Origin of the sequence: Burkholderia sp. F1 (assembly GCF_050813845.1) — a bacterium.
GTDB classification, from domain to species: Bacteria; Pseudomonadota; Gammaproteobacteria; order Burkholderiales; family Burkholderiaceae; genus Burkholderia; species Burkholderia ubonensis.
This window is the reverse complement of record NZ_CP172422.1, coordinates 3,034,777-3,060,930: the sequence shown is the minus strand read 5'-3', so window position 1 is coordinate 3,060,930 and position 26,154 is coordinate 3,034,777. Positions and strand designations below refer to the sequence as shown.

The 26,154-nt window shown below is 69.0% G+C and carries 21 protein-coding genes and 1 pseudogene; 17 read left to right on the top strand and 5 right to left on the bottom strand.

Going from position 1 to position 26,154, the window contains the following annotated elements; genetic code table 11:
* Positions 1–596 precede the first annotated feature (596 nt).
* Positions 597–2,600: a cyclic di-GMP phosphodiesterase gene (pdeR, locus tag ACFIMZ_RS32220; RefSeq protein WP_431823481.1), complete on the top strand. Its 2,004-nt coding sequence runs from the start codon at positions 597–599 to the stop codon at positions 2,598–2,600.
* Between the two features lie 39 nt (positions 2,601–2,639).
* On the opposite strand, the gene ACFIMZ_RS32215 is transcribed toward pdeR, so the two are convergent.
* A complete protein-coding gene (locus ACFIMZ_RS32215) occupies positions 2,640–3,503 on the bottom strand; it encodes a crotonase/enoyl-CoA hydratase family protein (RefSeq protein WP_431823480.1) in 864 nt (287 codons plus the stop codon).
* 35 nt (positions 3,504–3,538) lie between these two features.
* Entirely contained in the window at positions 3,539–3,886 is a 348-nt protein-coding gene (locus ACFIMZ_RS32210; protein WP_431823479.1) for a hypothetical protein, read from the bottom strand.
* A 564-nt stretch (positions 3,887–4,450) separates the two neighbouring features.
* Here ACFIMZ_RS32210 and ACFIMZ_RS32205 point away from each other — a divergent pair.
* The 14 genes and pseudogenes from ACFIMZ_RS32205 (at position 4,451) to ACFIMZ_RS32140 (ending at position 22,009) form a co-directional block, all read left to right on the top strand.
* Positions 4,451–5,173: a winged helix-turn-helix domain-containing protein gene (locus ACFIMZ_RS32205; protein WP_431823478.1), complete on the top strand. Its 723-nt coding sequence runs from the start codon at positions 4,451–4,453 to the stop codon at positions 5,171–5,173.
* Positions 5,174–5,177: 4 nt separating this feature from the next.
* Positions 5,178–7,781, top strand: coding sequence for an ATP-binding protein (locus tag ACFIMZ_RS32200; protein ID WP_431823477.1), 2,604 nt, complete (start codon positions 5,178–5,180; stop codon positions 7,779–7,781).
* A 151-nt stretch (positions 7,782–7,932) separates the two neighbouring features.
* Positions 7,933–9,201, top strand: coding sequence for an ABC transporter substrate-binding protein (locus tag ACFIMZ_RS32195; RefSeq protein WP_431823476.1), 1,269 nt, complete (start codon positions 7,933–7,935; stop codon positions 9,199–9,201).
* Positions 9,202–9,463: 262 nt separating this feature from the next.
* Complete coding sequence (locus tag ACFIMZ_RS32190; protein ID WP_431823475.1) at positions 9,464–10,420, top strand: carbohydrate ABC transporter permease; 957 nt, start codon at positions 9,464–9,466, stop codon at positions 10,418–10,420.
* Position 10,421: 1 nt separating this feature from the next.
* Positions 10,422–11,252: a carbohydrate ABC transporter permease gene (locus tag ACFIMZ_RS32185; RefSeq protein WP_431823474.1), complete on the top strand. Its 831-nt coding sequence runs from the start codon at positions 10,422–10,424 to the stop codon at positions 11,250–11,252.
* A gap of 24 nt (positions 11,253–11,276) precedes the next feature.
* Complete coding sequence (locus ACFIMZ_RS32180; RefSeq protein WP_431823473.1) at positions 11,277–12,413, top strand: ABC transporter ATP-binding protein; 1,137 nt, start codon at positions 11,277–11,279, stop codon at positions 12,411–12,413.
* An 86-nt stretch (positions 12,414–12,499) separates the two neighbouring features.
* Positions 12,500–13,309, top strand: coding sequence for a ThuA domain-containing protein (locus tag ACFIMZ_RS32175; protein ID WP_431823472.1), 810 nt, complete (start codon positions 12,500–12,502; stop codon positions 13,307–13,309).
* Positions 13,306–14,454 (top strand): Gfo/Idh/MocA family protein, encoded by a 1,149-nt coding sequence (locus tag ACFIMZ_RS32170; protein ID WP_431823471.1) that lies wholly within the window; start codon positions 13,306–13,308, stop codon positions 14,452–14,454. The genes ACFIMZ_RS32175 and ACFIMZ_RS32170 overlap by 4 nt, the downstream gene beginning before the upstream one ends.
* A 134-nt stretch (positions 14,455–14,588) precedes the next feature.
* Positions 14,589–15,995: a maltoporin gene (locus tag ACFIMZ_RS32165; RefSeq protein ID WP_431823470.1), complete on the top strand. Its 1,407-nt coding sequence runs from the start codon at positions 14,589–14,591 to the stop codon at positions 15,993–15,995.
* Positions 15,983–16,924 carry an aldo/keto reductase gene (locus ACFIMZ_RS32160; RefSeq protein WP_431823469.1) on the top strand — a complete coding sequence of 314 codons (942 nt, stop codon included), beginning with the start codon at positions 15,983–15,985 and terminating at the stop codon, positions 16,922–16,924. Before ACFIMZ_RS32165 ends, ACFIMZ_RS32160 begins: the two co-directional genes overlap by 13 nt.
* A gap of 48 nt (positions 16,925–16,972) precedes the next feature.
* Positions 16,973–17,977: pseudogene (locus ACFIMZ_RS32155) on the top strand (glucokinase); the annotation flags it as partial.
* Positions 17,978–18,385: 408 nt separating this feature from the next.
* Positions 18,386–20,359, top strand: a complete 1,974-nt coding sequence (locus ACFIMZ_RS32150; protein WP_431823468.1) for an APC family permease — start codon at positions 18,386–18,388, stop codon at positions 20,357–20,359.
* Between the two features lie 169 nt (positions 20,360–20,528).
* Complete coding sequence (locus tag ACFIMZ_RS32145; RefSeq protein ID WP_431823467.1) at positions 20,529–21,518, top strand: DUF4892 domain-containing protein; 990 nt, start codon at positions 20,529–20,531, stop codon at positions 21,516–21,518.
* A 65-nt stretch (positions 21,519–21,583) separates the two neighbouring features.
* Positions 21,584–22,009 (top strand): DUF3617 domain-containing protein, encoded by a 426-nt coding sequence (locus tag ACFIMZ_RS32140; RefSeq protein WP_431823466.1) that lies wholly within the window; start codon positions 21,584–21,586, stop codon positions 22,007–22,009.
* 48 nt (positions 22,010–22,057) lie between these two features.
* Here the strand turns inward: ACFIMZ_RS32140 and ACFIMZ_RS32135 are convergent, their stop codons facing one another.
* Entirely contained in the window at positions 22,058–22,216 is a 159-nt protein-coding gene (locus ACFIMZ_RS32135; protein ID WP_431823465.1) for a hypothetical protein, read from the bottom strand.
* 70 nt (positions 22,217–22,286) lie between these two features.
* Positions 22,287–22,475 carry a hypothetical protein gene (locus ACFIMZ_RS32130; RefSeq protein ID WP_431823464.1) on the bottom strand — a complete coding sequence of 63 codons (189 nt, stop codon included), beginning with the start codon at positions 22,473–22,475 and terminating at the stop codon, positions 22,287–22,289.
* A gap of 392 nt (positions 22,476–22,867) precedes the next feature.
* On the opposite strand from ACFIMZ_RS32130, the gene ACFIMZ_RS32125 reads away from it, so the two are divergent.
* Both ACFIMZ_RS32125 and ACFIMZ_RS32120 read left to right on the top strand, forming a co-directional pair.
* Positions 22,868–24,766, top strand: coding sequence for a DUF3857 domain-containing transglutaminase family protein (locus tag ACFIMZ_RS32125; RefSeq protein ID WP_431823463.1), 1,899 nt, complete (start codon positions 22,868–22,870; stop codon positions 24,764–24,766).
* A 94-nt stretch (positions 24,767–24,860) separates the two neighbouring features.
* Positions 24,861–25,028 carry a hypothetical protein gene (locus ACFIMZ_RS32120; protein WP_431823462.1) on the top strand — a complete coding sequence of 56 codons (168 nt, stop codon included), beginning with the start codon at positions 24,861–24,863 and terminating at the stop codon, positions 25,026–25,028.
* Between the two features lie 43 nt (positions 25,029–25,071).
* Here the strand turns inward: ACFIMZ_RS32120 and ACFIMZ_RS32115 are convergent, their stop codons facing one another.
* Positions 25,072–26,121: an AraC family transcriptional regulator gene (locus ACFIMZ_RS32115; RefSeq protein ID WP_431823461.1), complete on the bottom strand. Its 1,050-nt coding sequence runs from the start codon at positions 26,119–26,121 to the stop codon at positions 25,072–25,074.
* Positions 26,122–26,154 lie beyond the last annotated feature (33 nt).

The window sequence follows — 26,154 nt, the reverse complement described above, 5'->3', positions numbered from 1 at the left end:
CCCGAATGCCCGGCAGTCCGGAATGTTTCGCGGTGCGACGCGAGTGCGTTCACGGGTGATGAAATGCGTGCGCCGACCGCCGTCGATATTGCGAAACATTCCTGAATAAAGTCGATGAACGCGGATGGAATGTCTGTTCGGTGCAACGCGTCGCCGTAACGTTCCGACCCTGACCGCGCATTCATCGCGGAACCGGTTCGAGCATCGATGAAATGCCGGCGAAGCCGCGCCGGGCATGGTGCAACCCGGGTTCGACGCGCGGTTGCAATGCGATTTCGCAGGTCCGGTCATGCCGTTTTCCGATGCGACGCGGGCCAATGTTGCCAATGCCGACACGACGGCCGCTTGCTTGACACTCTGTGAGAATTGTGTGTGTGCAAATCCCGTCCGTCATTTGATAAGATGAGCCCATCATTCGTCTGGCATAACCCGCGCACGACACGCGCGGACGCGGATTCGGAATTGTCTGGAGCAAAAAACGGGGCGAGGGCCGCGACCCCAGTCGAACCGCCGGGCGCGCCGTAGCGGGCGTCCGCGCATGCGATTGGATGGGGTGCCTCGTCTAAACTGAGCGTTTTTTTGGTCGGGGCTCGTCCATGGATGACGAAAACGAAAGCGAGGTACTCGAGGCGCACTTCGGCACGCGCAGCCCTTGCTGGCGTCTGGGCAGCGACAGCAATGCGCTCGAGCTGGCCGCCGTCCGCGGCCTGACCAACATCAGCGTGGCGCTGAGCGCCGAGCAGGCCGCGCGGATTCGCGGGCTGACCGGCGCGACCTCCCACCTCGTGCTCGACATCAAGCTGTTCGGCGACCCGGTCAGCCTCCACCTCGTCGGCAGGCGGCTCAACACGACCGACTGGGCCGGCACCGCGTGCGCGTATTCGGATACCGAATCGGTCGCAGCCGATCTCTCGCACGGCCTCGCGTTCGCGGAGCAGGTCGTCTCCGAAGTCAATTCGCTCGTCGTGATCCTCGACCGCAACGGCGTCGTGCAGCGCTTCAACCGCCTGTGCGAGGAAGTGACCGGCAGGCGCGAAGTCGACGTGATCGGCCGCAGCGCATTCGAGCTGTTCATGAGCGAGGACCAGGGCGCGCAATCGCGCACCAACATCAACGGCTTCTTCTCGAGCAACAAGCCGTTCTCGGTCGAGCGCTACATCAACACCATCAATGGCCCGCGCCTGTTCCAGTTCCGCAACAAGTTCGTGCAGAGCGGCAGCGGCGTCGACGAGCAGTTCCTGATCTGCTCGGGCATCGACATCACCGAGGAGCGCAAGGCGCAGCAGCGGCTCACCGAGCTCGCGAACACCGATGTGCTCACCGGCCTGCCGAACCGCCATGCGATCAGCGAGCGGATCAAGACCGTGCTGGCCGGCGATCCCGGCGAAAACCTGCTCCAGGTCGGCATCCTGTTCCTCGATCTCGACAACTTCAAGCGCGTCAACGATCACTACGGGCACATCACCGGCGACCGGCTGCTGAAGGACGTGTCGACGATCATCGCCAACTGCCTGCCGGAGAACGCGACGCTGGCGCGCCTCGGCGGCGACGAATTCCTCGTGCTGTTCTCGCGCGGCACGCGCCCGCTGCTGGAGGCGACCGCGCAGGTGATCCTCGAGCGGCTGCGCACACCGATCCATCTCGGGCTGATGGAGGTGTATACGAGCTGCTCGATCGGCATCGCGATGTATCCGCAGCACGGCGACACGCTCGAAACGCTGATCCGCAGCGCAGACACCGCGATGTACGTCGCGAAGGAAGCCGGCAAGCACACGTATCGCGTGTTCTCGGTGGACATGAACCAGAAGGTCGCGAAGTACATGTGGCTCGACACGAACCTGCGCAAGGCGCTCGAAGAGGAGCAGTTCGTGCTGCATTACCAGCCGATCGTCGACCTCGCGACGGGCGACGTGCACGGCGTCGAGGCGCTGGTCCGCTGGCAGTCGCCGGAACGCGGGCTCGTCGCGCCGATCGAGTTCATCCAGTTCGCGGAGGAATCCGGGCTGATCGCGCCGCTCGGGCGCTGGGTGATGCACACCGCGGCGGAACAGGCGGCCGAGTGGAAGGAGCGGGGGCTCGAGACGCGCATCGCGATCAACGTGTCCGCGCGGCAGTTGCAGGACCTGAACATCGTGCACCAGTTCGCGACGATTCTCGACGACGCGGGCCTGAAGCCGGGCCTGCTCGACATCGAGCTGACCGAAAGCTGCTTCATCGAGGACGAAGGCGCGGCGCTCGCGTTGATGAAGCAGTTCCGCCTGCTCGGCGCGGAGATCCACCTCGACGATTTCGGCACCGGCTATTCGTCGCTGTCGCAGCTGTCGCGCCTGCCGCTCGACACGATCAAGCTCGACCGCAGCTTCATCACCGGCATCGACCGCAATCCGCGTTCGCAGGCGCTGGTGCGCTCGGTGGTGGCGCTCGCCCGCGCGCTGAATTTCTCGGTGGTGGCTGAAGGCGTCGAGACGCGCGCCGAAGCGGACTTTCTGAAGCAGATCGACGTCGACCAGGCGCAGGGCTACTACTTCGCGCGGCCGATGGCCGCGCAGGCGTTCGAGCAGTGGCTCACCGAAAAGAGAAAGTTCAGGCTCATCGCCTGAACTTTCCCGTCATGCCGTGCCGTCAGGCGACGGCCGGCATCACACCGTGCGCAGCTTCGACACGCGCCGGTTCTGCAGCATCACGAGGCGTTCCATGTACGCGAGATCCTTCGGCTCGATCGTGAACGCCGCCCGCACCCAGTCCTCCGTGATGTCCATCAGTTCGGACCGCGACAGCGGGAACACGCGCTGACGCGCGCGCAGCATCGCGCGAACGCCGTTCAGCTTCGGCCGCAGCACGTCGATGAAGGTGCGCGTCGCGAGAAACGCGTCGCCCGCCTCGAACGTCTGGTCGATGAGGCCGTGATCCGCGTACCACTCGGCGACGTGCGGCTCGCCGTTCGCGATCAGTTCCTCCGCGAGGCGCCGGTGCGCCTTGCGCGCGACGAGCGAATAGCCGCCCATCCCCGGGAACAGGTTGAACGCGATCTCGGGGAAGCCGAGCTTCACGCCTTTCTGCGCGAGCACGTAGTGATGCGCGAGCGCGGCCTCGAAGCCGCCGCCGAGCGCGCTGCCCTCGACCATCGCGATCGAGATCGCGCCGGTGCCGAAGCCCGTGTAGATCTCGAAGACGCCGTCGATGCAGGAGCGCGCATACGCGACCAGCTGGTCGCGCCTGCCGCTGCGGATCGCGTCGACGAAGAAGCTCAGGTCGCCTCCGACGTTGAACAGCTCGGGGACGAGCGAGCCCGTCACCCAGAAGTCGAAGGGCAGCCCGGTCTCCCGTGCGACGCGCGCGAGATGGATGATGTCGGTCACGAGTTGCTGGTTGAAGCACGGCCGCGGTTCGGAGCGAAGCATCATCCACATGACGTTGCGGCCTTCTTCATAGTAGGCCACGAGTTGCGTCAATTCACCGGCTTCGTGGAACGGCCGGCATGCGGGGTGTGATTGGAGTTGCATGGATGTGTCCTCGATTAGAAAGTGATTGGCGTTGGTCAAACACCGCGTAACCGATCCATGCGAATGGCAAGACGGCCGCATGGCCCACGGTCGCGCGGCATCGTCATTGTTGCGCGCACCAATTCGGCAGATACGTCGGGTGTACCGCTTAAACGCGTGTTTTTCGAGGATGAAAGCAAATGGCAATTCGGGTTCGCGCGGTCGAATGGATGCGCGAATGCGGCGTCATGCGCGGCACGCGATTTTTCGCGAATCCGCGATGGAACTCGCATGAATCGGCGGCGCGAAAACGTTTCGTCTTCTGAATGATAGGTGCGGCGCCGGCGAGCGCCGACACGGGGGAGCAGCGCGGTATGCGGGACGGCAATGCCGATATTCTGCATGGAAATATTTTCTGAATATCCGGCTCGCGGCGATGCGAGGCGCGTGTGTTTACGACCGAATTCCGCTTGGCCGCGCGCGAGTGCGCGCGCGAATGGCGTCCGGATATCGCTTGCGGCATCGGCAATCGCAAGTGGAAAGCCGCGATGCGACGGCGGTGTCGTTCGTCATGCAGAGGGATTGGCCTGTCGACGCGATGCGGTTGTCCGGATGTCGCGATGAGCCCGCGGCGCGATTCGATCGCGAGGTCGGATCACTTGGCAGTCGACGGCCGGCGATTCGCGATGCGTCGGCGATGGTCGGCCGAAGCGTTGGCGCGCGTCGGCCGGCGCAGCCGGGCGTCGAGCGCCGGGGCAGGGTATTCACCGATGCCCCAAGGCTTTCCGGCCGCCGTCACGACCTTCGCTGCTGCCGGAGCTTGCCAGGGTCGCCCGGTTTCGGCCAACATTCGCTTCCGGCCGGACCGCGCACTCGACGGCGGCCGGCCAGAAACCGGCGGATGGCGCCGGTCGACAACCGGCCGCCGCGCGAATCGGCGCGCGCGACCGGCATGGAGGAGAACACGCATGTCAGAAAAACATCGGATCCTGGTACTGGACGACGATCCGGAAGTGCGCGCCTGGCTGACGGGCGTGCTGGAAGAGGCGGGATTCGAGGTATCGGCGGTCGACAGCGCCGCGCACATGCAGCAGCGGCTGGCGGCCGCGCCGCACGCGCTCGTCATTCTCGACCTGAAGCTGCGCGGCGAGGACGGCCTGACGGTCGCGCGCGAGCTGCGGCGGCGCTCGGACGTGTCGATCATCATGATCAGCGGCCTCGGCGACGAGACGGACCGCGTGCTCGGCCTCGAGACCGCGGCCGACGACTTCGTCACGAAGCCGTTCTCGGGGCGCGAGCTGATCGCGCGGGTGCGCGCGCAGCTGCGGCGCACGACCGAGCTGTCGATGCCGCGCCCCGCGTCGAACGGGGGCGGCCCGCGCTTCTGCTTCGACGGCTGGACGCTGGACCTCGCCGCGCGCACGCTGATCCACGACGGCAGCGCCTGCGCGCTGACGCAGGGCGAGTTCGAACTGCTCGCCGCGATGGTGCAGCAGCCGTCGCGCGTGTGGTCGCGCGACCAGCTGCTCGAGCACACGCGCGGCTTCGGCATCGATGTCTACGACCGCACGATCGACGTGCTGATCCTGCGGCTGCGCCGCAAGATAGAGCCGAACCCCGAGCAGCCGACCTATATCCGCACGCAGCGCGGCGTCGGCTATGTGTTCGCGGTGCCGGTCGTGCGCGTGTGACGCGATGCGCGCCCCGTTCACCCTGTTGCCGCCGTGGAGCGTGCGGACCAAGCTGACCGCGACGTTCCTGCTGCTGTTCGGCATCACGCTCGCGGTCGTCGTGGTCGGCGTGCTCGGCATGCGCGCGAACCAGAACGCGCTCGACGAATACGAGGCGAACGTCGTGCCGGAGATCGCCCGCGCGCTCGAGCTGTCGGACAAGGTCGCGCAGCTCGCGGCAGTCGCGCCGAGCATGATGCTGACCGATTCGCCGGACCTGCTGCACAACGACACCGAGCTGCTGCGGGGCCTGCTCGGCGACATCCGGCGCCTGTCGCCGGGCTTCGGCAAGCAGCCCGGCCCGGCCGCGAAGGCGGGCGAGCAGCTGGCGGTGATCGACGATCTCGATGCGATCGACCAGGATCTCGCGCGGCTGCTGGTCGTGTCGGGCCGGCAGCGGCAGCTCAAGGAGGAGCTGGGCGAGCTGCGCGTCGCGAACGACCGCATCGGCGAGCGCATCGCGCGCGACAAGAGCCTGATCGCGCAGCGCGCGCCGACGCTGCTCGAGATCTGGGCGCGCACCGCCGGCGCGCTGCAGGCGGCGAACGCGGCGGAGCTCGGCAGCGCCGAAAGCGACAACGAGGCGCTGTGGCTGCGCGTGCGCGAGCGCGGCGAGGACCGCCGCCAGCCCGCGCTCGCCGACGCGCTGCAGCGGCTCGACGGCGGCGCGCGCAGCGTGTTCGCGGTGCGCCGCGAGTTCCTCGCGAGCGAGACGCAGACGGGCTACCTCGTCACGCTGCTGCGCGGCCATGCGGACCATTTGAGCGGCAAGTCGGCGCGCTACGTCGAGCGGCTGCGGCAGATCGCGAGCGAGCGCAGCGACAAGGTGCGCAAGGTCGCGGTGTCGAGCCAGTCGGGGCTGTTGCTGCTGGCGGTCGCGGGCGTCGCGGTCGCGCTGCTCGGCGTCGCGTACGCGAGCCGCATCCTGCTCAAGCTGCAGGCGATGACGCGCGTGATGGCGCGCCTCGCGAAGGGGGTGACGTCGGACCGGATGCCGTCGACGCACCGGCCGGACGAAATCGGCGAGCTGGCGCGCGCGTTCGAGGTGTTCCGCACCAACCTGATCGAGAAGGAGCAGTTGACTCAAGGGCTCGAGGCGCAGCGCCGCCTGCAGGAGTCGGTGCTCAACTCGATGAACGACGGCGTGTCCGTGCACGACGCGCACGGCAGCCTGATCGCGTGGAATCCGACCTTCGCGACGCTGCTCGGGATCGATGCCGCCGCGCTGCACGCGGGCCTGCCGCTCGCGACGTTGCGGCGCGCCGTCGACCCGCCCGCGCGCTGGCGCCAGGTGTCGCGCGAGACCGCGACCCGCACGTCGGACGGCGCGCGCATCGCGGCGTCGGCCGAACTGCACCTGCGCGACCGGCGGACCCTCGAATTCCACTGCCAGCCGCTCCCGGACGGCGGCTGGGTCGCGGTGTGCCGCGACCTGACGAGCCGGCGCGCGGTCGAGGCGGAGCTGCGCCAGGCGCAGAAGATGGACGTGCTGGGGCAGCTGACGGGCGGCGTCGCGCACGATTTCAACAACTTCCTGGTCGCGATCCTCGGCAACCTCGAGCTGCTGCTGCCGCGCCTCGACGGGCAGCACGACGCGCAGACGATGGCCGAGCGGGCGCGCCGCGCGGCCGAGCGCGCGTCGCGCCTCACGCGGCGGCTGCTCGCGTTCGCGCGGCGCCAGCCGCTGCAGGCCGAGCGCGTGTCGGTGCGGGCGATGCTCGCGGAGATGCTCGATCTCGTCGAGTATTCGGCGGGCCAGCGGGTGACCGTCGTGCTGGAGCCGGCCGCGGAACCGCTGTGGGTGAACGTCGATCGCGGCCAGCTCGAGAACGCGGTGCTGAACCTGACGCTCAACAGCGCCGCCGCGATGCCGGACGGCGGCACGCTCGCGCTGGCCGCGCGTCGCGAACCGGCGGCCGACGGCGCGGCCGCGCCGCACGCGGTCGTGCTGAGCGTGACCGATACCGGCTGCGGGATCGCGCCGCTGCTGCTCGACAAGGTGATCGAGCCGTTCTTCACGACCAAGGCGGCCGGCGAGGGCAGCGGGCTCGGCCTCAGCAGCGTGTACGGCTTCGTGCGTCAGAGCGGCGGCGACCTGCGGATCCACAGCGAGGTCGGCCGCGGGACGCGCGTCGAGCTGTGGCTGCCGGAGGGCGCGGCGCCCGAGCGGCGCGGTGCGGTGACTGCCGCGCCCGCGCTGCCCGCCGGCCGGCGGGCCGGCGCGCGCGTGCTGGTGGTCGACGACGATCCCGAGGTGCGCGACACGGCGCTCAGCCAGTTCGCGGCGCTCGGCGCGCAGGCCGACGCGGTCGCGACCGGCGACGCGGCGCTCGGCTGGCTGGCCGAGCACGGCCCGGTCACGCTCGTGCTGTCGGACATCTCGCTCGGCGCGGGCGGCAGCGGCATCGCGTTCGCCGCGAGGCTCGCCGAACGCTGGCCGGCGCAGCGCGTCGCGCTGACGTCGGGCCTGCCGGCCGAGATCCACCAGGCCCATCCCGACTGGCGCGCGGACCTGCCGTTCGTGCCGAAGCCGTTCGATCTGGCGGCGCTCGCCGCGCTCCTCGACTAATTCGCCGAGCCGATTGTTTCGATTGTTAATGGCGGGTCGCGTTTCCGAAATTTTCGATTAACGGGACTGGAGTCTCATACACCCACGGCACCCGGCGACGCGCTCGCGACGCTTGCGGCGCACGATTCGAACGACACTGGAGACACACCCGATGATGAAGCTCAAGGCTGGATTGCTGACGATGGCGCTCGCAACGATGGCCGCCACGGCCGGCGCGGCGACGCTGCGGATTGCATGCGGCGCGGCCGGCGTCGACCAGGACATCTGCCAGGTCTCGGCGAAGCGCTGGGCCGAGAAGACCGGCAACGAGGTCGAGTTCATCAGCATGCCCAACAACTCGAGCGAGACGCTCGCGCTGTACCAGCAGCTGCTCGGCAGCGGCTCGGACAAGATCGACGTGATGCAGATCGACACGGTCTGGCCGGGCATCCTCGCGAACCACCTGATCGACCTGAAACCGTACAGCAAGGGGCTGGAGAGCCAGTCGTTCCCGAGCATCGTCGCGAACGACACCGTGAACGGCAAGCTGGTCGCGATGCCGTGGTTCATCGACACGGGGCTGCTGTACTACCGCAAGGACCTGCTCGACAAGTACCGGATGAAGGTGCCCGCGACGTGGGACGAGCTCGACGCGACCGCGCGCAGGATCCAGGCGGGCGAGCGCGCCGCCGGCAGCGAGAAGGTCTGGGGCTACGTATGGCAGGGGCGCGCCTATGAAGGGCTGACCTGCGATGCGCTCGAATGGATCAGCAGCTACAACGGCGGCACGGTGGTCGACGACAAGGGCCGCGTGACGATCGACAACCCGGGCGCGATCAAGGCGCTCGAACAGTCGGCGAAATGGGTCGGCACGATCAGCCCGAAGGCGGTGCTGAACTACGGCGAAGAGGAGGCCCGCGGCGTGTTCCAGGCCGGCAACGCGGTGTTCATGCGCAACTGGCCGTATGCGTGGGCGATCGCGAACCGCTCGGGCAGCCCGATCAAGGGCAAGGTCGGCATCGCGCCGCTGCCGAAGGGCGGCGCCGACGGGCGACCCGCCGCCGCGCTCGGCGGCTGGCAGCTCGCCGTGTCGCGCTACTCGCCGAACCCGAAGCTGGCCGCCGAGTTCGTGATGTACCTGGCGAGCGCCGAGGTGCAGAAGATGCGCGCGGTGCAGGGCTCGTACAACCCGACGATGCCGGCGCTCTACCGGGACAAGGACATCCTGCAGGCCAACCCGTTCATGGCCGACCTGCTGCCGACCTTCAGCAGCGCGGTCGCGCGGCCGTCGACGGTCACCGGCGCGAAGTACAACCAGGTCAGCAACCAGTTCTGGAACGCCGCGCACGACGTGCTCGCCGGCAGCGACACCGCGTCGGGCGCGCTCGCCCGGCTCGCCGCGTCGTTGAACCGGCTCGCGCCCGGCGGCAACTGGCGCTGAGCGCGAGGGGCCTGTTCACGCTAATAACGGGCCCTTCTGGCGGCCAGCCGCTGGAAGGAATTTCTTAGTCACGGGAACGTGCCTTGCCGGCCGTATTGCGGCGTCGGTCGTCGCTTGTTTGGCTCGGCCAAACGGCGCTCGTCCTTGCACTCTGACCGGCAAGGCACGTTCGCAAGCCCCTTATGAGCGTGAACAGGCCCCGGCCCGCGCCCGATCGATCCGGCCGGCTGCCTGACGGCGCCGGCCCTGCAGGAGACGTCGCATGAGAACCGGAAGCATCCAAATCAGTAGTACTCCTTCGTTTGAGCAGGCGCCCGCACGGGCCGGCGCGGGGCTCGCGCAGGCCCGCCGGCGCCAGGCGTGGCTGCTGGTCGCGCCCGCGCTGCTGGCGCTGGTGGCGATCGCCGGCTGGCCGCTCGTGCGCACCGCGTGGTTCAGCCTGACTGACGCGCAGCTGGCCGACCTGTCGCAGCGCCATTTCGTCGGCCTCGACAACTATCTCGGCGCGGCGGGCGTGCTGCGCGACCCGGCGTGGTGGCAGGCAGTCGGCAATACCGTGCTGTTCGCCGTCGTGTCGGTGCTGCTCGAGACGGGCGCGGGCCTCGGCGTCGCGCTGCTGCTCGACGTGCCGTCGCGGCTGCGCACGCTGCTGCGCGCGGCGGTGCTGGTGCCCTGGGCGATCCCGACCGTCGTGTCGGCCAAGATCTGGAGCTGGATGCTCAACGACCAGTTCGGCATCGTCAACGCGATGCTGACGGCGATCGGCGCGATCCGCGAGCCGCTCGCGTTCACCGCCGACGCGCAGCTCGTGTTCCCGACCATCGTGCTCGTCGACGTGTGGAAGACGACGCCGTTCATGGCGCTCCTGATGCTTGCCGCGCTGCAGACCGTGCCGCGCGACTGCTACGAGGCCGCGCGCGTCGACGGCGTGCCGCGCTGGCGCATGTTCCGCTCGGTGACGCTGCCGCTGATCCTGCCCGGCGTGCTGGTCGCGATGATCTTCCGCTCGCTCGACGCGCTGCGCGTGTTCGACCTGATCTACGTGATGACGTCGAACAGCCGGGTCACGAAAAGCATGTCGGTCTATGTGCGCGAGCAGCTGATCGATTTCCAGCAGGTCGGGTTCGGGTCGGCGTCGGCGATGCTGCTGTTCTTCACGATCGTGCTGTTCACGGTCGGCTACATGGCGGTCAGCCGCCGACGCATGCAGGAGGCGTGACATGAAGAAGCATCCGTTCGAGATCGCGATCCACGGGCTGCTGTCGGCGCTCGTGCTGGTGATCGCGCTGTTCCCGTTCGTCTACATGATCGGCACGTCGATCAAGCATGGCGACGCGCTGTTCGATACGTCGCTGTTCCCGGCCAGCCCGTCGCTCGACAACTATCGCCAGCTGTTCAGCGACCAGCCGTTCGGCGCGTACCTGCTGAACTCGGCGCTCGTCGCGGGCGGCGCGGTCGCGCTGTCGCTCGCGGTGTCGGTGCTCGCCGCGTATGCGCTCGGCCGCGTGTCGTTCCGCGGGCGCGGCGTGCTGATGATGTGCATCCTCGGCGTGTCGATGTTTCCGCAGGTCGCGATCCTGTCGGGCCTGTTCGAGCTGGTCCGCGCGCTCGGCCTGTACGACCACCTCGGCGCGCTCGTGCTGTCGGACCTGATCTTCACGCTGCCGTTCACGATCTGGATCCTCGTCACGTTCATGCGCGAGCTGCCGCGCGAGCTGGAGGACGCGGCGCTCGTCGACGGCGTCGGCGTGTTCACGCTGATCTTCCGGATCTTCCTGCCGCTGCTGCGCCCGGCGCTTGCCGCGACGTCGCTGCTCGCGTTCGTGTCGGCATGGAACGAGTTCCTGTTCGCGCTCACCTTCACGATCTCGTCGGGCGAGCGCACGGTGCCCGTCGCGATCACGATGATCTCGGGCGCGAGCAGCTACGAGCTGCCGTGGGGAACCATCATGGCCGCGTCGGTGATCGTCACGGTGCCGCTCGTGCTGCTCGTGATGGTGTGCCAGCGGCAAATCGTCTCCGGCCTCACGGCCGGCGCAGTCAAGGGTTGAGTCGTCAGGATCAGGAGAGCAAGCATGAGTCAGATCAGGTTGAGCGGTCTCAACAAGCAGTTCGGCGCGACCCCCATCCTCAGCGACGTGAATCTCACCGTCGAACCCGGCGAGTTCTGCGTGTTCATCGGCCCGTCGGGCTGCGGCAAGTCGACGTTGCTGCGGATCGTCGCCGGCCTCGACGAGCAGAGCGCGGGCGACGTGTGGATCGACGGACGCTGCGTGAACACGTTCGCGCCCGCGAAACGCGACATCGCGATGGTATTCCAGAGCTACGCGCTCTATCCGCACATGTCCGTGTACGAAAACATGGCGTTCGGCCTGCGCCATCTGCGCTTGCCGAAGGACGAGATCGACCGGCGGGTGCGGCTCGCGTCGGAATCGCTGCGCCTCGGCGAGCTGCTCGAACGCAAGCCCGGCGCGCTGTCCGGCGGCCAGCGGCAGCGCGTCGCGATCGGCCGCGCGATCGTGCGCAAGCCGAAGGTGTTCCTGTTCGACGAACCGCTGTCGAACCTCGACGCCGCGTTGCGCGTGAAGACCCGCGTCGAGATCGCGAAGCTGCACCGCAGCCTCGACAGCACCAGCATGATCTACGTGACGCACGACCAGGTCGAGGCAATGACGCTCGCCGACAAGATCGTGCTGCTGCGGCCGCTCGAAGGACGCCACGGGGTTGCCAGCATCGCGCAGATCGGCACGCCGCTCGACCTGTATCACCGCCCGGCGAGCCAGTTCGTCGCCGGCTTCATCGGGTCGCCCGCGATGAACTTCCTGCCGGCGGCCGTCGTGTCGGCCGGCGCGGACGAGGTTCGCGCGCTGGCCCGCGAGCACGGGTTGACGGCGAACGTGTCGGGCGACGGCCTCGATGCGGGCGCCGGCGTCACGCTCGGCATCCGCCCCGAACACGTGAGAGTCGGCGCGGGCGGCGTGACGGGCGAAGTCGCGCACGTCGAGCAGATGGGCGAGCACACCTACCTGTACCTCGATACACCGCTCAGCACGCAGCCGATCGTCGCGAAGACCGACGCCGGCGGCGCGCGGATCGGCGATCGCCTGCGCGTCGAGCTGCCGGCCGGCGCGCTGCATCTGTTTCACCCGGACGGACGGGCGGCCGCGCGGATGCTGCGCGACGCCGCGACGCCGGCGCTCGCCACGGCCTGAGCGCGGCGAGCCGGTCCACAGCTTTCAGGCGGCCGGGGCGCACGGCCGCTGTCGAATTGGCGCCACTCCATCGAAAAAGGATAGTCATGCAAAACAAAAAGCTTTCAGTGATCGTCTGGAACGAGTTCGAGCACGAACGCGAAAACGCGGGCGTGCGCGCAATCTACCCCGACGGCATTCACCAGGTGATCGCGAGCGCGCTCGCGGAGACGCCCGCGCTCGGCCACGGCGCGCTGCCGCTCGAGATCGGCACCGCGACGCTCGACCAGCCCGAGCACGGCCTCAGCGAAGCGCGGCTCGCCGCGTGCGACGTGCTGGTCTGGTGGGGGCACAAGGCGCACGCGAAAGTCTCCGACGAGATCGTCGAGCGCGTGCAGCGCCGCGTGCTCGAAGGGATGGGCCTGATCGTGCTGCATTCCGGGCACTTCTCGAAGATATTCCGCCGCCTGCTCGGCACGAACTGCTCGCTGAAGTGGCGCGAGGCGGCCGAGAAGGAGCGGCTGTGGGTGGTCGAGCCGTCGCATCCGATCGCGGCCGGGCTCGGCGAGTACTTCGAGCTGCAGCACGAGGAGATGTACGGCGAGCGCTTCGACATCCCGCAGCCGGACGCGACCGTGTTCATCTCGTGGTTCGAGGGTGGCGAGGTGTTTCGCTCGGGCTGCTGCTGGGAGCGCGGCCACGGCCGGATCTTCTATTTCCGTCCCGGGCATGAAGCGTATCCGACCTATCACGACCGCAACGTGCAGCGCGTGATCGCGAACGCGGTGCAGTGGGCCGCGCCGCGCGTGAACCTTGCGGACCGCTGTCCGAACTCGCCGCCGCTCGAAGCGCTCAGCGAGAAGAGCGCGCAGTTCGCGCAAGTCGGCATCCAGCAAACCGCGGGAGACCTCGCATGAACGACGACTACAAGGTGGAGCTGCCGGAAGCGGCGGCGATAGCGCGCGGCCGTCGCCTGCGCGTCGGCGTGATCGGCCTCGGGATCGGCCGCAAGCATATCGAAGGCTGGCGCGAGCATCCGGACGTCGACGTGGTCGCGATCGCCGACCCCGATGCGAAGCGGCTCGCGAAGGTCGGCGACGCGTTCGGCATCGACGCGCGCTACGCGTCCGCGGATGCGATGCTGGCGTCCGAGAAGCTCGATGTCGTCAGCGTTTGCACGCCGAACAAGTTCCATCGCGAGCTGACGCTCGCCGCGTTCGACGCGGGCGCTCACGTGCTGTGCGAGAAGCCGATGGCGCTGAACGCGGACGAGGGGCGCGACATGCTGATCGCCGCGCAGCGCGCGGGCAAGCGCCTGATGATCAATTTCTCGTACCGCTTCAGCGCGCAGTCGCGCGCGCTGAAGGCGCAGGTGGACGGCGGCGTGTTCGGCGACTTCTATTTCGGCCGCACGGTGTGGCATCGCCGGCGCGGGATGCCCGGCTTCGGCGGCTGGTTCGGCACCAAGGCGCTCGCGGGCGGCGGGCCGCTGATCGATCTCGGCGTGCACCGGCTCGATCTCGCGCTGTGGCTGATGGGCTATCCGAAGCCGGTGTGGGTGATGGGCAGCACCTACGACCCGATCGCGCGCGAGCTTGCGACGCGCGCGGGCAAGACCTTCGACGTCGAGGATCTCGCGGCCGCGCTGATCCGCTTCGACAACGGCGCGACGCTCGCGCTCGAGGCGTCGTGGGCGACCAACATCCAGGAAGCGGAGCTGATGGAGACGCGCTTGCTCGGCACGCGCGCGGGGCTGCTGCAGAAGAACCTGAACGAAGGCTACACGTTCGACGCGCACATCTTCATCGAGCAGAACGGCGCGCAGTTCGACATGCGCCTGAACCCGCCCGCGGACGGCGCGCATTCGGCGATGTACGACTACGCGGAAGCGATCCTGTGCGACGTCCCGCATCCCGCGCCGGGCGAGGAAGGGCTGATCGTGATGGAGATCCTCGATGCGATCTATGCGAGCGCGGCCGCGGGCGAGCCGATCCGCATCCACGCGTCGGGGCCTGCGACCGCCGACGCGCCGCCGGTGCTCGACCTCGACGTCGCGGGCTGACTTCGCGCCGGGCCGGCGCGCGGATCGTCCACCGCGCCGGCCCGCCAGCGGCATGACGGACGACGCAGCACACATACCTATTCGATGACGCCGCGCATCGCACGCGGCGCAACAACATGTTTGGAGACACGTTCATGATCGACGAAGCAGGCCGCATCGCGCGCGGCCCGTTCAGGCTCACGCGGCTCGCCGCCACCTTGTCGCTGGCCGTCGCGTCGGCGGCGCTGCACGCGGCGCCCGACCCCGCGGCGACCGTCGTCGCCGACAGCGCGCCGGGTGGCCTCTCGCAGGCCACCGGCGTCGTGCCGGCCGACACGAATCCCGCCAACGCGGTCACGCCGACGCCGTCATCGGCCTGGAACCAGCTCACGCCGTGGACGCAGTTCCACGGTTATATGCGGGCCGGCATCGGCACGAGCGAAGGCCATTCGCAGGCCTGCTTCCAGTTGCCGGGCGCGCAGAGCAAGTACCGGCTCGGCAACGAATGTCAGGTCTACAGCGAGCTGGAGATCGACCAGACGCTGTACAAGTTCGCGAACGGCATGCAGCTGTCGGCGGTCGGCATGGCGAGCCTCGTCAACGATCTGGACCGCACGCCGACCTTCGACGGCAACCACGGGAAGGTGCGCCTGCCGCAGTCGTACGTGCAGCTTACGAACTTTCCGGGGCTCGACGACATGCGGATCTGGTTCGGGCGCATCTACTACCGGCGCAACGACGTCCACATGAACGACTTCTACTACTGGAACCCGAGCGGCCTCGGCGCGGGCATCGAGAACGTGCCGATCGGCGGCGGGCTGAAGCTCAGCTATGCGCTGTTCCGCGAGGACTACATCGACCAGCCGAATTACGCGACGCGCCACGACCTGCAGTTGTCCGGCGTGCATCCGAACCCCGGCGGCGAGCTGCAGTTCGGGCTGTCGTACCTTCCGGCGCGCGCGCCGGTGCTGAACGCGGGCGGCGTGATGCAGGACGCGCACAGCGGCTGGTCGGTCACGGTCCAGCACGTGCAGACCAACCTGCTCGGCGGCAAGAACAAGCTCGCGTTCCAGTACGGCGTCGGCCCGGGCACCGGCCTCGGCTATACCGGCACGCTGACGAACGACAACCGCTTCAAGAGCATCCGCGTGCTCGACGCGTTCGACTGGCAGGCGACGCGCGACTTCGGCGGACAGGTGGTCGGCATCTGGCAGCGCGACATCGCGCCGTCGGGCGGCTCGCAGACCTGGGTGTCGATGGGCGTGCGGCCGGTGTACGCGTTCACGCAGCACGTGAAGCTGCAAGGTGACCTCGGGCACGACCGCGTGACGCCGTCCGGCGGGCCGACGCGCACGCTCCTGAAGGCGAGCGTCGCGCTGACGCTCGCGATGGACCGCTCGTTCTGGTCGCGGCCGGAGTTCCGCGTGTTCTACACGTATGCGCGCTGGAACAAGGCGGCGCAGGATGCGGCGGCGCCTGGCGATCCGCTTTCGACGACCGGCATTTTCGGGACGTCGCGCAGCGGGTCGACGGTCGGCGCGCAAGTCGAATGGTGGTGGTGAGCATGGTGAACGAACCTTGCACGACGATATCGATGGGAACCGATGCGATGCCGTTCTCGCGCATCGTGTTCGGGATGTGGCGCATCGCCGACTGGCGGCTGTCGCGCGGCGAGCGCCGCGCGTTGATCGAGGCGGCGCTCGAACTCGGCGTGACGAGCTTCGACCATGCGGACATCTACGGCGACTACGCGGCCGAGGGCCTGTTCGGTGACGTGCTCGCGGATGCGCCGCAACTGCGCGAGCGGATGCAGATCGTGACGAAGTGCGGGATCCGGCTCGTGTCCGCGCACCGGCCCGAACATCGGATCAAGCATTACGACACGCGGGCCGCGCACATCGTCGCGTCGGTCGAGCAGTCGCTGCGCGCGCTGCGCACCGACCGGCTCGACCTGCTGCTGCTGCATCGTCCCGATCCGCTGATGGATGCCGACGAAGTCGCCGCGACGTTCGCGGCGCTGCGGCGCGACGGCAAGGTGAGGGCATTCGGGATCTCGAACTTTACGCCCGCGCAGGCGGCGCTGCTGCGGGACCGGATGGTCGAGCACGGGCTGTCGCTCGCGACGAACCAGGTCGAAGGCTCGCTGCTGCATCTCGCGCCGCTCGACGACGGCACGTTCGACCAGGCGCAGCGCTGGCGTTGTCCGCCGATGCTGTGGTCGCCGCTCGCGGGCGGGCGGCTGCTGACCGACGCGTCGCCCGCCGCGACGCGGGTGCGCGCCTGCGCCGAGCGGATCGGCGGCGCGCTCGGCGTGCCGGCGACGACGGTGCTGTTCGCGTGGCTGCTCGCGCTGCCGTGCCGGCCGCTGCCGATCGTCGGGTCGAGCCGGATCGCGGCGCTGCGCGAGGCGGTCGCGGCGACGCGGCTGCCGCTCGCGCGCGAGCACTGGTTCGAGCTGCTGCACGCGGCGCGCGGCACGGAGGTGCCATGACCGGCACGATCGAGATGACCGACACACGATGACGATCCGGGAGACACCATGAGCGAAGCGACCCTCAACGGCGATCCGGCCGCGCGGTGCGCCGTCCCCGCCGCCGAACCCCGCCTGCTGGCGGACATCGGCGGCACGCACGCGCGCTTCGCGCTCGCGACCGCGCGCGGCGAGATCGGCGACGTGCGCGTCTACCGCTGCAGCGACCATGCGGGCGTCGCCGATGCCGTGCGTGCTTTCCTGCGCGATGCCGGCGGCGCGCGGGTGCGGCATGCGGCGATCGCGATCGCCAATCCGGTGGACGGCGATCGGGTCAGCATGACGAATCACGACTGGCGCTTCTCGATCGACGCGACGCGCCGCGCGCTCGGCTTCGACACGCTGCACGTGGTCAACGACTTCGCGGCGCTCGCGATGGCCGTGCCGCATTTGTCCGACGAACAGCGGCGGCGGGTCGGCGGCGGTGATGCGCAGCCCGGCGGCGCGATCGGCGTGCTCGGCGCCGGAACCGGGCTGGGCGTTTCCGCGCTCGTGCGTGTGGGCGACGCGTGGGCGCCGCTGTCCGGCGAGGGCGGACACGTATCGTTCGCGCCGTCCGACGCGCGTGAGGATGCGGTGCTGCGCTACGCGCGAACCCGCTGGCCGCACGTGTCGTTCGAACGGCTCGCGGCGGGGCCCGGCATCCCCGTGATTCATGCGGCGCTCGCCGCGCACGACGGCAATGCCGGCGGCGCGATCGAAGCCGACAGCGCGGCGATCATCGAACGGGCGCTCGCCGGCGACGTGCGCTGCATCGCGACGCTCGACTGCTTCTGCGGCATGCTCGGCTCGTTCGCGGGCAACCTGGCGCTGACCCTCGGCGCGACCGGCGGCATCTATATAGGTGGGGGCGTCGTGCCGCGTCTCGGCGCGCGGTTCGACGCGTCGCCGTTTCGCGCGCGCTTCGAGGCGAAGGGCCGCTTCGCCGGTTATCTCGCGAGGATTCCGACCTTCGTGATCACCGCGCCGCATCCGGCCTTCACGGGCGTGTCGCGGCTGCTCGCCCGCGCGCTGGGCGAGGCCGGTTGAAGCGATGCCGCGCATTGTTCCGGCGATAGGCGCACCCGAGCACTGCGCAGGGGTTGCCGTGCGTCGCGCCGGCTCGGGTGTGAACGCGGTGACGCCGCCCGCGCTCGATCCGCATTCGCGCCGGCCGGCGTCCGCCGGCTGCGCGCCGCATCCGCTCCGAACGGCGGACGCACCTTGCGTCGCGAACGAGGCGACTGCGTCATCCCGTTCGCGATCCCCGCGCCGTCATTCCCGAACGGCACGTCGCCGCATTGTCTGCCGGCCGTAGGTGTCCTGAAAGAAAGCGGCCGCATTCCGACGCAGCGTCATGGAATACGCCGACTGGCGGCCGTCCCGGAACTCATTTACTTTTAAACGCAGTGGCGCGGACGCGTCGCGTGTTCCGGAGGGATCATGGCCGCACTCCAGAAGGTCTGGCAGACGCTCGTCGGCAAGCCCCTCGATCCGCTCGATCCACGCACGCGCCATGCGATCGCGGTGACGCCGCTGCTCGCGTGGGTCGGGCTCGGCGCCGACGGCCTGTCGTCGTCGTGCTACGGCCCGGAAGAGGCGTTCCTCGCGCTCGGCCAGCACCACCCGCTCGCGCTGTTCCTCGCGCTCGCGACCGCCGCGACGGTCTTCATCATCGCGCTCGGCTACAACCAGGTGATCGAACTGTTCCCGACCGGCGGCGGCGGCTACCGCGTCGCGACCGCGCTGCTCGGGCCGAAGCCCGGGCTCGTGTCCGGCGCGGCGCTGCTCGTCGACTACGTGCTGACGGTCGCGACGTCGCTCGCGAGCGGGGTCGACGCGTTCTTCAGCCTGCTGCCGGTCGGCGCGCAGGCGTTCAAGCTCACGACCGAGATCGTCCTCATCGTGCTGATGACGGGGCTCAACTTCCGCGGCATGCGGGAATCGATCATCGTGCTGCTGCCGATTTTCCTCGGCTTCGTCGTGCTGCACTTCGGGCTGATCGTGTACGGCGTCGCGGTGCACGGCGAGAATCTGGCGGCGGTCGTGCCCGACGCGGTGCACGAGGCGCACGGGATGTCGCAGTCGCTCGGCACCTTCGTGATGCTCGCGCTGCTGATGCGCGCGTTCTCGCTCGGCGGCGGCACGTACACCGGCCTCGAGGCGGTGTCGAACAACGTGAACATGCTGGCCGAGCCGCGCGTGCCGAGCGGCAAGGTGACGATGTGGTACATGGCGACGTCGCTCGCGTTCACCGCGGGCGGGATCATCCTGCTGTACATGCTGTGGCACGCGAAGCCGGTCGAAGGGCAGACGCTCAACGCGGTCGTGTTTGGCAGCGTGATCGACCATCTGGGCCTCGGCTCGGCGTTCGCGCGGCACGCGCTGCTCGCGGCCGTGCTCGCGTTCGAGGCGGGGCTGCTGCTGGTCGGCGCGCAGACCGGCTTTCTCGACGGCCCGGCGGTGCTGTCGAACATGGCGTCCGACTCGTGGGTGCCGCGCCATTTCCGCGACCTGTCGACGCGCCTCGTGCGGCAGAACGGGATCATCGTCGTCGGCCTGTCGAGCCTGCTGATCCTGCTGTGGACGCACGGCAACGTCGACGTGCTCGTCGTGCTGTACAGCATCAACGTGTTCCTGACGTTCAGCATGTCGCTGCTCGGCATGAGCACCTACTGGTGGCGCCAGCGCCGCACGGACCGCAGCTGGTACAAGCATTTCCTCCTGACCGCGCTCGGGCTGGTCGTCACGTCGACCGTGCTCGTGATCACGCTGGTCGAGAAGTTCACCGCCGGCGGCTGGCTGACGGTGCTCGTGACGAGCGCGGTGATCGCGCTGTGCTTCCTGATCAACCGCCACTATGCGGATACGCGCGCGCAGCTCGCAAAGGAGGATGCGCTGTTCTCCGGCGCGCCGCCCGCCGTCGACGAGGCGACGGCGCCGGGCAAGCCCGATCCGTCGCAGCCGACCGCGGTGCTGCTGGTCGGCAAGCATCGCGGCGCGAGCATGCACGCGCTGCTGTGGGTGAACCGGCTGTTCCCGGGGCACTTCCGCAACGTGGTCTTCCTGGCAGTGGGCGAAGTCGACGCGAAGGCGTACGACGGCCACGAGCATCTCGAACGCCTGCGGCACACGATCACCGAATCGCTCGACTATTACGTCGCGCATTGCCGGCGCAACGGCATCGCAGCGGATTACCGGATCGGGTTCGGCACGAATCCGGTGCTCGAGTTCATGAACCTCGCGTCGGCCACGCTCGACGAGTTTCCGAACAGCGTGTGCTTCGCGAGCAAGCTGATCTTCAAGCGCGTGAATTTCCTGACTGCGTGGCTGCACAACCAGACCCCCGTCGAACTGCAGGCGCGGCTGCACGTCGAGGGCAAGCAGATGGTGCTGCTGCCGATGAACGTCGGGTAGCGAAGCGCGCGGAAGGCGTTCGCGCAAGCGTGAAAACGATTAAACATGACGCAGCGCGTCAGAACGTTCGATATACGAAAACTTTTAGCCCGTTTTCCCGGAAAGATTTGGTAAGATGCGCGCGCTTCGTCGCCATCAGCAGAACGACAAATCCTTTCCGAGGGGCTCAATGAAGAACGCAGCATCGTCCGTATTCCAAGTCGCGCGCCGTGGCCGCAACGCGCTGTTCGCCGCCGCGCTGCTGTCGCTTTCATCTCTGGCGAGCGCCGCCGGCGACGAGCCGGGCTCGAAAGACCATCCGCTCCTCACGCGCTTTGCGGGGGCGACCATCGATGCCTATTCGCAGACGCCGTTCGACGAGGCGTTCCTGCCGAACCAGCCGGTCGACGACGTGAAGACCGCCAAGGGCCTGAATCTCGAAGGCAAAGTCACGCGGATTTCGTACACGATCCGCGACGGCAGGTCGACGCTGGAAGTCGAGCGCAACTACCTCGACGCGCTGCAGAAGGGCGGCTTCCAGATCCTGTTCCGCTGCACGGCGGAGCAGTGCGGCGGCGAGCTCCAGAGCGTCGTGATCAATTCCGGCCGGATGCGGCAGGCGGGCGGCGGCGGCGCGAGCTTCGGCGGCAAGCACCGCACGATCCTCGCGAAACTGCCGCGCCCGTCCGGCGATGCGTATGTGTTCCTGCACATCATGGACGATTCGGCATCGAACAAGCGCACGCTCGTCTACGAGGAAGTCGTCGAGGTGAAGCCGATGCAGACCGGGCAGGTCAAGGTGATGGATTCGAGCGCGCTGCAGAAAGGGCTCGCGGCGACCGGCAAGGTCGCGCTGTACGGCATCTACTTCGATACCGACAAGGCGCAGGTCAAGCCGGAATCGAAGCCGCAGCTCGACGAGATGGCGAAGCTGCTGACGGGCAACCCGGCGCTGAAGGTGTACATCGTCGGCCATACCGACAATCAAGGCGCGTTCGCGCGCAACGCCGACCTGTCGCAGAAGCGCGCCGAAGCGGTCGCGCAGGCGCTGGCGACGACCTATCGCATCGCGCCGGCGCGCCTCGTCGCGAAGGGCGTCGCGTCGCTGTCGCCGGTCGCGTCCAACGGCGACGACGCCGGCCGCGCGCAGAACCGCCGCGTCGAGCTCGTCCAGCAGTAACCGTTCTTCAACCCGGCACCGGCGGCCGCATGCGCGGCCGCGTGTCCATTCGCCGCTTCGAAACCATGAGACTCCTGATCGCCGCCGCGCTCGCCGGCTTCGCCATGTCGTCCATCGCCCAGACCGTGTCGCCCGGCATGTGGCACGACGAAGTCGCCTACACGTTGAACGGCAAGCCGCTGCCGGCCACGTCGTCGCCCGACCAGTGCCTGGCGGAGGCTGACGCGAAGAACATCCGCAAGACGATGGAATACCGGATGAAGCGCGACAACATCCATTGCACGATCACGAACTGGGACTATGCGGGCTCGACGCTGCGGGTCGGGCTGTCGTGCGCGAGCGAGCAGGGCCGCGGCACGGCGAAGGTGACCGGCACGGTCACGCCGACGAGCTACGACCTGAAGGGGCAGGGCAGCGGGCAGACCGTGCAGGGCGGCCCTTACACGACGGCGTGGACCTGGCGCGGCAAGCGGGTGGGCGACTGCCAGTGATGTGCCGCTCGGCGTGAGCGGGTCGTGCCGCCGGGGCGCGCGGCCCGTTCACGGATGACGATGCGTCGGCGGGCGATGCGAGCGCCGCGTGGATTTGCGGTGCAGCCGGGTGCGTACCCGATCGCGATTGGGTCGCGCTACGAAGAACAGCACCGCGCACGCGAGGATGCCGAGCATCACGACGGCTTGCACGACGCCGATTTCCATATTGCCTCCGGCACGACATGCCACAGCCCCGCACGGGCATGGGGCGCGCGCTCGCGGGCGACGCCTGCGCTCACGTCAGCATCGGCACCGCTTCGACCAGAAGAATGCCGATCAGCGCGCCGATCGCGGCGCCGATCAGCCGCGGATGCCAGCGCCCCAGATGCAGCCTGATCAGCAGCGCGCCGATCAGGACGATGCCCAGCAACGTGAATGCGACGACAAGAAAGCCGACTTCATAGTCACTGTTGATGATCGCCATGATCGCCTCCTCGCCCGCTCCCCGCCGCTGCTTTCGGTACATCGCGGCAGGCTTTGCGCTCAACGGGTCATGTTTGCAGTATATGTCGCGAAATGACGCAGATGACCGGCCGGGAGACGCCTCCGGCGCATGCCGTCCGAATTTCGGTTCGACCCCGGGATAATCGCTGTTTTGGCCGCCGGCCGCCCGATCTGCGGCGTCCGCGCTGTGCTGACGAATGCATTGCCGGCGCACGTCGGCCCGGACCCGACGCGACCTGTCAGGCCCTTCGCTTCGTCGAGAAAGCGGGGCGCAACTGCGTCGACGGCAGCGTGCCGATAGGCGTAGTCTGTTGACGAAGGCGGCCGTCCGGCCGCGGTCTCACCGGCCACCGTGCCGGGAGGTTCGATCCGATGCGCATCCCGGTCCGCCTGCTCGGCGTTGCCTGTCTCTGCCTGTCGACGTGCGGCGCGCATGCGTCGCCGCCCGCGCCCGACTCGCCTGCGGCCGGCGTCGACGCGCTGCCGCCGACGACGCTCGAGCGCGACGTCCACGAATTCGTGATCCAGCGCGACGGCTCGCTCGAGGAGCACGACGATGCGACGCTGCGCGCGAACAATGCGAACGGCATCGACGCGATCGCGCAGCGCTACGTGTGGTTCGACAAGGACCTCGAGAAGGTCGACCTGCTCGCGGCGCAGACGCTCGATCGCGACGGCGTCGCGCATCCGGTCGGCCCGGACGCGATCCGCGACGTGCAGGAGCCGCGCTCCGCCGGCGCGCCGACGTTCGAGGACGGCGTGCTGCGCACGGTCGTGTTCCCCGGCGTCGAAGCCGGTTCGCGCACCCGCGTCGCGTTCCGCAAGGTGCGGACCAGGCCGGTCAATCCGGGTTTTTTCGGCTACTTCGTCGAGCCGTCGCGCGATCCGGTCGATTACCAGCGGCTGGTCTTCGACGTGCCGGCCGACATGCCGCTGCATGCCGACGCGCGCGGCTACGTCGCGTTGCCGCCGGTGACCGCGAACGGCCGCACGCGCTACGCGTTCGAATACCGTCACGGCCCGTACGACCGGATCGAGCTCGGCGCGGTCGGCTATCCGACCGACGGCGACCGGCTGATGGTGTCGACGCTGCCCGACTATGCCGCGTTCGCCGCGCGCTACCGCAATGCGGCGGTGGATCCGGGCGTGGACGATCCCGCGGTCGTGCAGCTTGCGCGCGCGCTCACCGCGAACGCGTCCGATCCGCACGACAAGGCGCGCATCCTGTACGACTGGGTGCGGGCGAACGTGCGCTACGTCGCGCTGTTTCTCGGCGAGACCGCCGCCGCGCCGCACCGCGTGACCGACATCCTGCGCAACCGCTACGGCGACTGCAAGGATCATGTCGCGCTGTTCGGCGCGCTGCTCGCGGCGGTCGGCATTCGCAGCGAGCCGGTGCTGCTCAACCTCGGGGCCGTCTACACGCTGCCGTCGGTGCCGGGCTACGGCGGCGGCGCGATCAATCACGCGATCACGTGGCTGCCCGATCTCGGGCTGTACGCCGACACCACCACCGGCGGCATCGCGTTCGGCTACCTGCCGCCGATCGTGATGGACCGGCCGGCGCTGCGCGTCGACACCGGCGTGCTGGCGCGCACGCCGGCGACGCAGCCGCGCACGCGCACCGCGCGCCTCGCGATCGACGCCGCGCAGCTCGACGCGCAGCGCTACCAGTCGTATATCGAGGACGACGGCTGGACCGCCGAACTCGAGCGCAACGTGTTCCGCCGCGCGACGCGCGAGCGCGTGCGGCAGCTCGCCGTCGAGCGTCTGCGGCAAAGCGGGCTGCGCGGCACGGCGGACCTCGTCACGACCGACCTGGCGGCGACCGGCGGGCCGTTCGGCGTGACGATGACGGGCACGCTCGACCACGCCGTCTGGCCGGACGGCACGACCGCGGTGCCGGCGCTGTCGAGCCTGACCGGCGGGATCGCGACGCAGGTGCAGAGCTGGCTCGCGGAGCCGGTGCGCACGCAGGGGTGGATCTGCATCGGCGGGGAATTCAGCGAGACCGCGCAGATCGCGCTGCCGGCCGGCGTCGCCGTGACCGACGTGCCGGCCGACACGGCGGTACGGGATCGCTTCGTCGATTTCGCGTCACACTACGTGTTCGATGCCAGCGCGCGCGTCGTGCAGATCAACCGGCGGCTGCGCGCGCATTTCGACCGGCAGGTGTGTACGCCGGACGATTACGCGGCGATGCGCGCGTCGCTCGAACGGATCGAGCGGGACACGCAGGCGCAGATCGTCGTGCGGGCGAAGGCGCGCTGAGCGTCTGCGCGGCAACGGGCCGGCGCGGTTTCGGGCGTGCGCCGGCATCATGGACGCGCGCCGTCCGCAGGGACCGGCGCGCTGGAGGCGAATCATGACCGAACGAGACTACGAGATTGCCGATCTGTCGAAGGACCTGCTGGGCCGGATCGTGCAGGGCACGCTGGCGGCCGGCGCGACGGTCGATGCGCAGCGCAGCGCGGAGCTGGCCGTGCAGTGCGCGACGGCGCTGATCGACCGGCTCGACGGGCGAAGCGGCTGAACGCGCGGAACGCGTCGCGCGGCGGCGGGCGATGGATGCCGCGCTACCTGTCCTTGCTTGCGCTGACGCCGGACTCCGCATCTCCCCGCACCGCCCCCGGCGGCCGCCCGACGACCCGCTTGAACGCGCGGCTGAACGCCGCGAGCGAGCCGTAGCCGAGGCGATACGCAACCGTCTCGATCGGTTCGCGATCGCGCGTGATCCATTGCGCGGCGAGCCGCATCCGCAACTCGGTCAGGTAGCGCACGGGCGTCATCCCGGTCGCCGCGAGAAACCGCTCGGCGAACACCGAGCGCGACACGCCGGCTTCGGCCGCGAGCTCGGCGACGCTCCAGTTGCGGCCCGGATCGCGATGCAGCGCGACGATCGCGCGGCCGAGCTTCGGATCGCGCAGCGCCTGCACCCAGCCGCTCGCGGCGCCGCAGCCGCATTCGACCCAGCCGCGCACGATGAATGCGGCGACCACGTCCGCGAGCCGCGCGAGGATGCCCGCGAATCCCGCGCGCTCGGTGCACGACTCGCGCTCCATCGCATCGAGCATCGTCCGGAGCTCCGGATAGCGGGCAAGCAGCGTGCCGACCAGCATCACCTCGGGCATCGTCGCGACGAGCGGCTGCATGCCGCCGAGATCGAGCTCCATGCAGCCGCTGAAGATCAGCGCGTCGCCGGCGTCCGTGCCGGCGGCGGCATGCTTCGCGGCGTCGACCGACGCGACCGTGTCGCAGATTTTCGCGGTCTCGAAGCCGTCGATTTCGCGGCACGGCGCGTCCGGTTCCGACACCAGCGCATGCGCGCCGCCGTGCGGCAGCAGGATCGCGTCGCCGGCGTCGAGCCGGTAGGTTGCGCCGCCCGACGTGCGCAGCAGCACCGGCCCGCGCCCGACGAAGTGGAATTGCGCGCGGCCGCGCGCGTTGTCGAAGCGCACGCCGAACGGCCGCGCGACCTGGATGCGGCGGTACTGGACGCCGCTCAGGCGCATCCCGAGCAGCAGCTCGCTGACGAGGTCGTGCGCGTCGGATGCGGGTGCGGCGGCGATCTGCGGGTCTGCCATCGGTTTCGGACGATCGATCAATATTGGCGGATTGTATGTCATAGACCGTCCTGCCGTCGTTCCTTACGATACGCC

Excerpts from the sequence above, each read along its gene's own strand:
- ACFIMZ_RS32190 (WP_431823475.1), top strand. The coding sequence starts at position 9,464 with ATGAGAACCGGAAGCATCCAAATCAGTAGTACTCCTTCGTTTGAGCAG.
- ACFIMZ_RS32135 (WP_431823465.1), bottom strand. The coding sequence starts at position 22,216 with ATGGAAATCGGCGTCGTGCAAGCCGTCGTGATGCTCGGCATCCTCGCG.
- ACFIMZ_RS32205 (WP_431823478.1), top strand. The coding sequence starts at position 4,451 with ATGTCAGAAAAACATCGGATCCTGGTACTGGACGACGATCCGGAAGTG.
- ACFIMZ_RS32180 (WP_431823473.1), top strand. The coding sequence starts at position 11,277 with ATGAGTCAGATCAGGTTGAGCGGTCTCAACAAGCAGTTCGGCGCGACC.
- ACFIMZ_RS32170 (WP_431823471.1), top strand. The coding sequence starts at position 13,306 with ATGAACGACGACTACAAGGTGGAGCTGCCGGAAGCGGCGGCGATAGCG.
- ACFIMZ_RS32150 (WP_431823468.1), top strand. The coding sequence starts at position 18,386 with ATGGCCGCACTCCAGAAGGTCTGGCAGACGCTCGTCGGCAAGCCCCTC.
- ACFIMZ_RS32145 (WP_431823467.1), top strand. The coding sequence starts at position 20,529 with ATGAAGAACGCAGCATCGTCCGTATTCCAAGTCGCGCGCCGTGGCCGC.
- ACFIMZ_RS32160 (WP_431823469.1), top strand. The coding sequence starts at position 15,983 with ATGGTGGTGGTGAGCATGGTGAACGAACCTTGCACGACGATATCGATG.
- ACFIMZ_RS32195 (WP_431823476.1), top strand. The coding sequence starts at position 7,933 with ATGATGAAGCTCAAGGCTGGATTGCTGACGATGGCGCTCGCAACGATG.
- pdeR (WP_431823481.1), top strand. The coding sequence starts at position 597 with ATGGATGACGAAAACGAAAGCGAGGTACTCGAGGCGCACTTCGGCACG.
- ACFIMZ_RS32200 (WP_431823477.1), top strand. The coding sequence starts at position 5,178 with ATGCGCGCCCCGTTCACCCTGTTGCCGCCGTGGAGCGTGCGGACCAAG.
- ACFIMZ_RS32210 (WP_431823479.1), bottom strand. The coding sequence starts at position 3,886 with ATGCAGAATATCGGCATTGCCGTCCCGCATACCGCGCTGCTCCCCCGT.
- ACFIMZ_RS32125 (WP_431823463.1), top strand. The coding sequence starts at position 22,868 with ATGCGCATCCCGGTCCGCCTGCTCGGCGTTGCCTGTCTCTGCCTGTCG.
- ACFIMZ_RS32175 (WP_431823472.1), top strand. The coding sequence starts at position 12,500 with ATGCAAAACAAAAAGCTTTCAGTGATCGTCTGGAACGAGTTCGAGCAC.
- ACFIMZ_RS32140 (WP_431823466.1), top strand. The coding sequence starts at position 21,584 with ATGAGACTCCTGATCGCCGCCGCGCTCGCCGGCTTCGCCATGTCGTCC.
- ACFIMZ_RS32130 (WP_431823464.1), bottom strand. The coding sequence starts at position 22,475 with ATGGCGATCATCAACAGTGACTATGAAGTCGGCTTTCTTGTCGTCGCA.
- ACFIMZ_RS32165 (WP_431823470.1), top strand. The coding sequence starts at position 14,589 with ATGATCGACGAAGCAGGCCGCATCGCGCGCGGCCCGTTCAGGCTCACG.
- ACFIMZ_RS32120 (WP_431823462.1), top strand. The coding sequence starts at position 24,861 with ATGACCGAACGAGACTACGAGATTGCCGATCTGTCGAAGGACCTGCTG.
- ACFIMZ_RS32185 (WP_431823474.1), top strand. The coding sequence starts at position 10,422 with ATGAAGAAGCATCCGTTCGAGATCGCGATCCACGGGCTGCTGTCGGCG.
- ACFIMZ_RS32215 (WP_431823480.1), bottom strand. The coding sequence starts at position 3,503 with ATGCAACTCCAATCACACCCCGCATGCCGGCCGTTCCACGAAGCCGGT.
- ACFIMZ_RS32115 (WP_431823461.1), bottom strand. The coding sequence starts at position 26,121 with ATGACATACAATCCGCCAATATTGATCGATCGTCCGAAACCGATGGCA.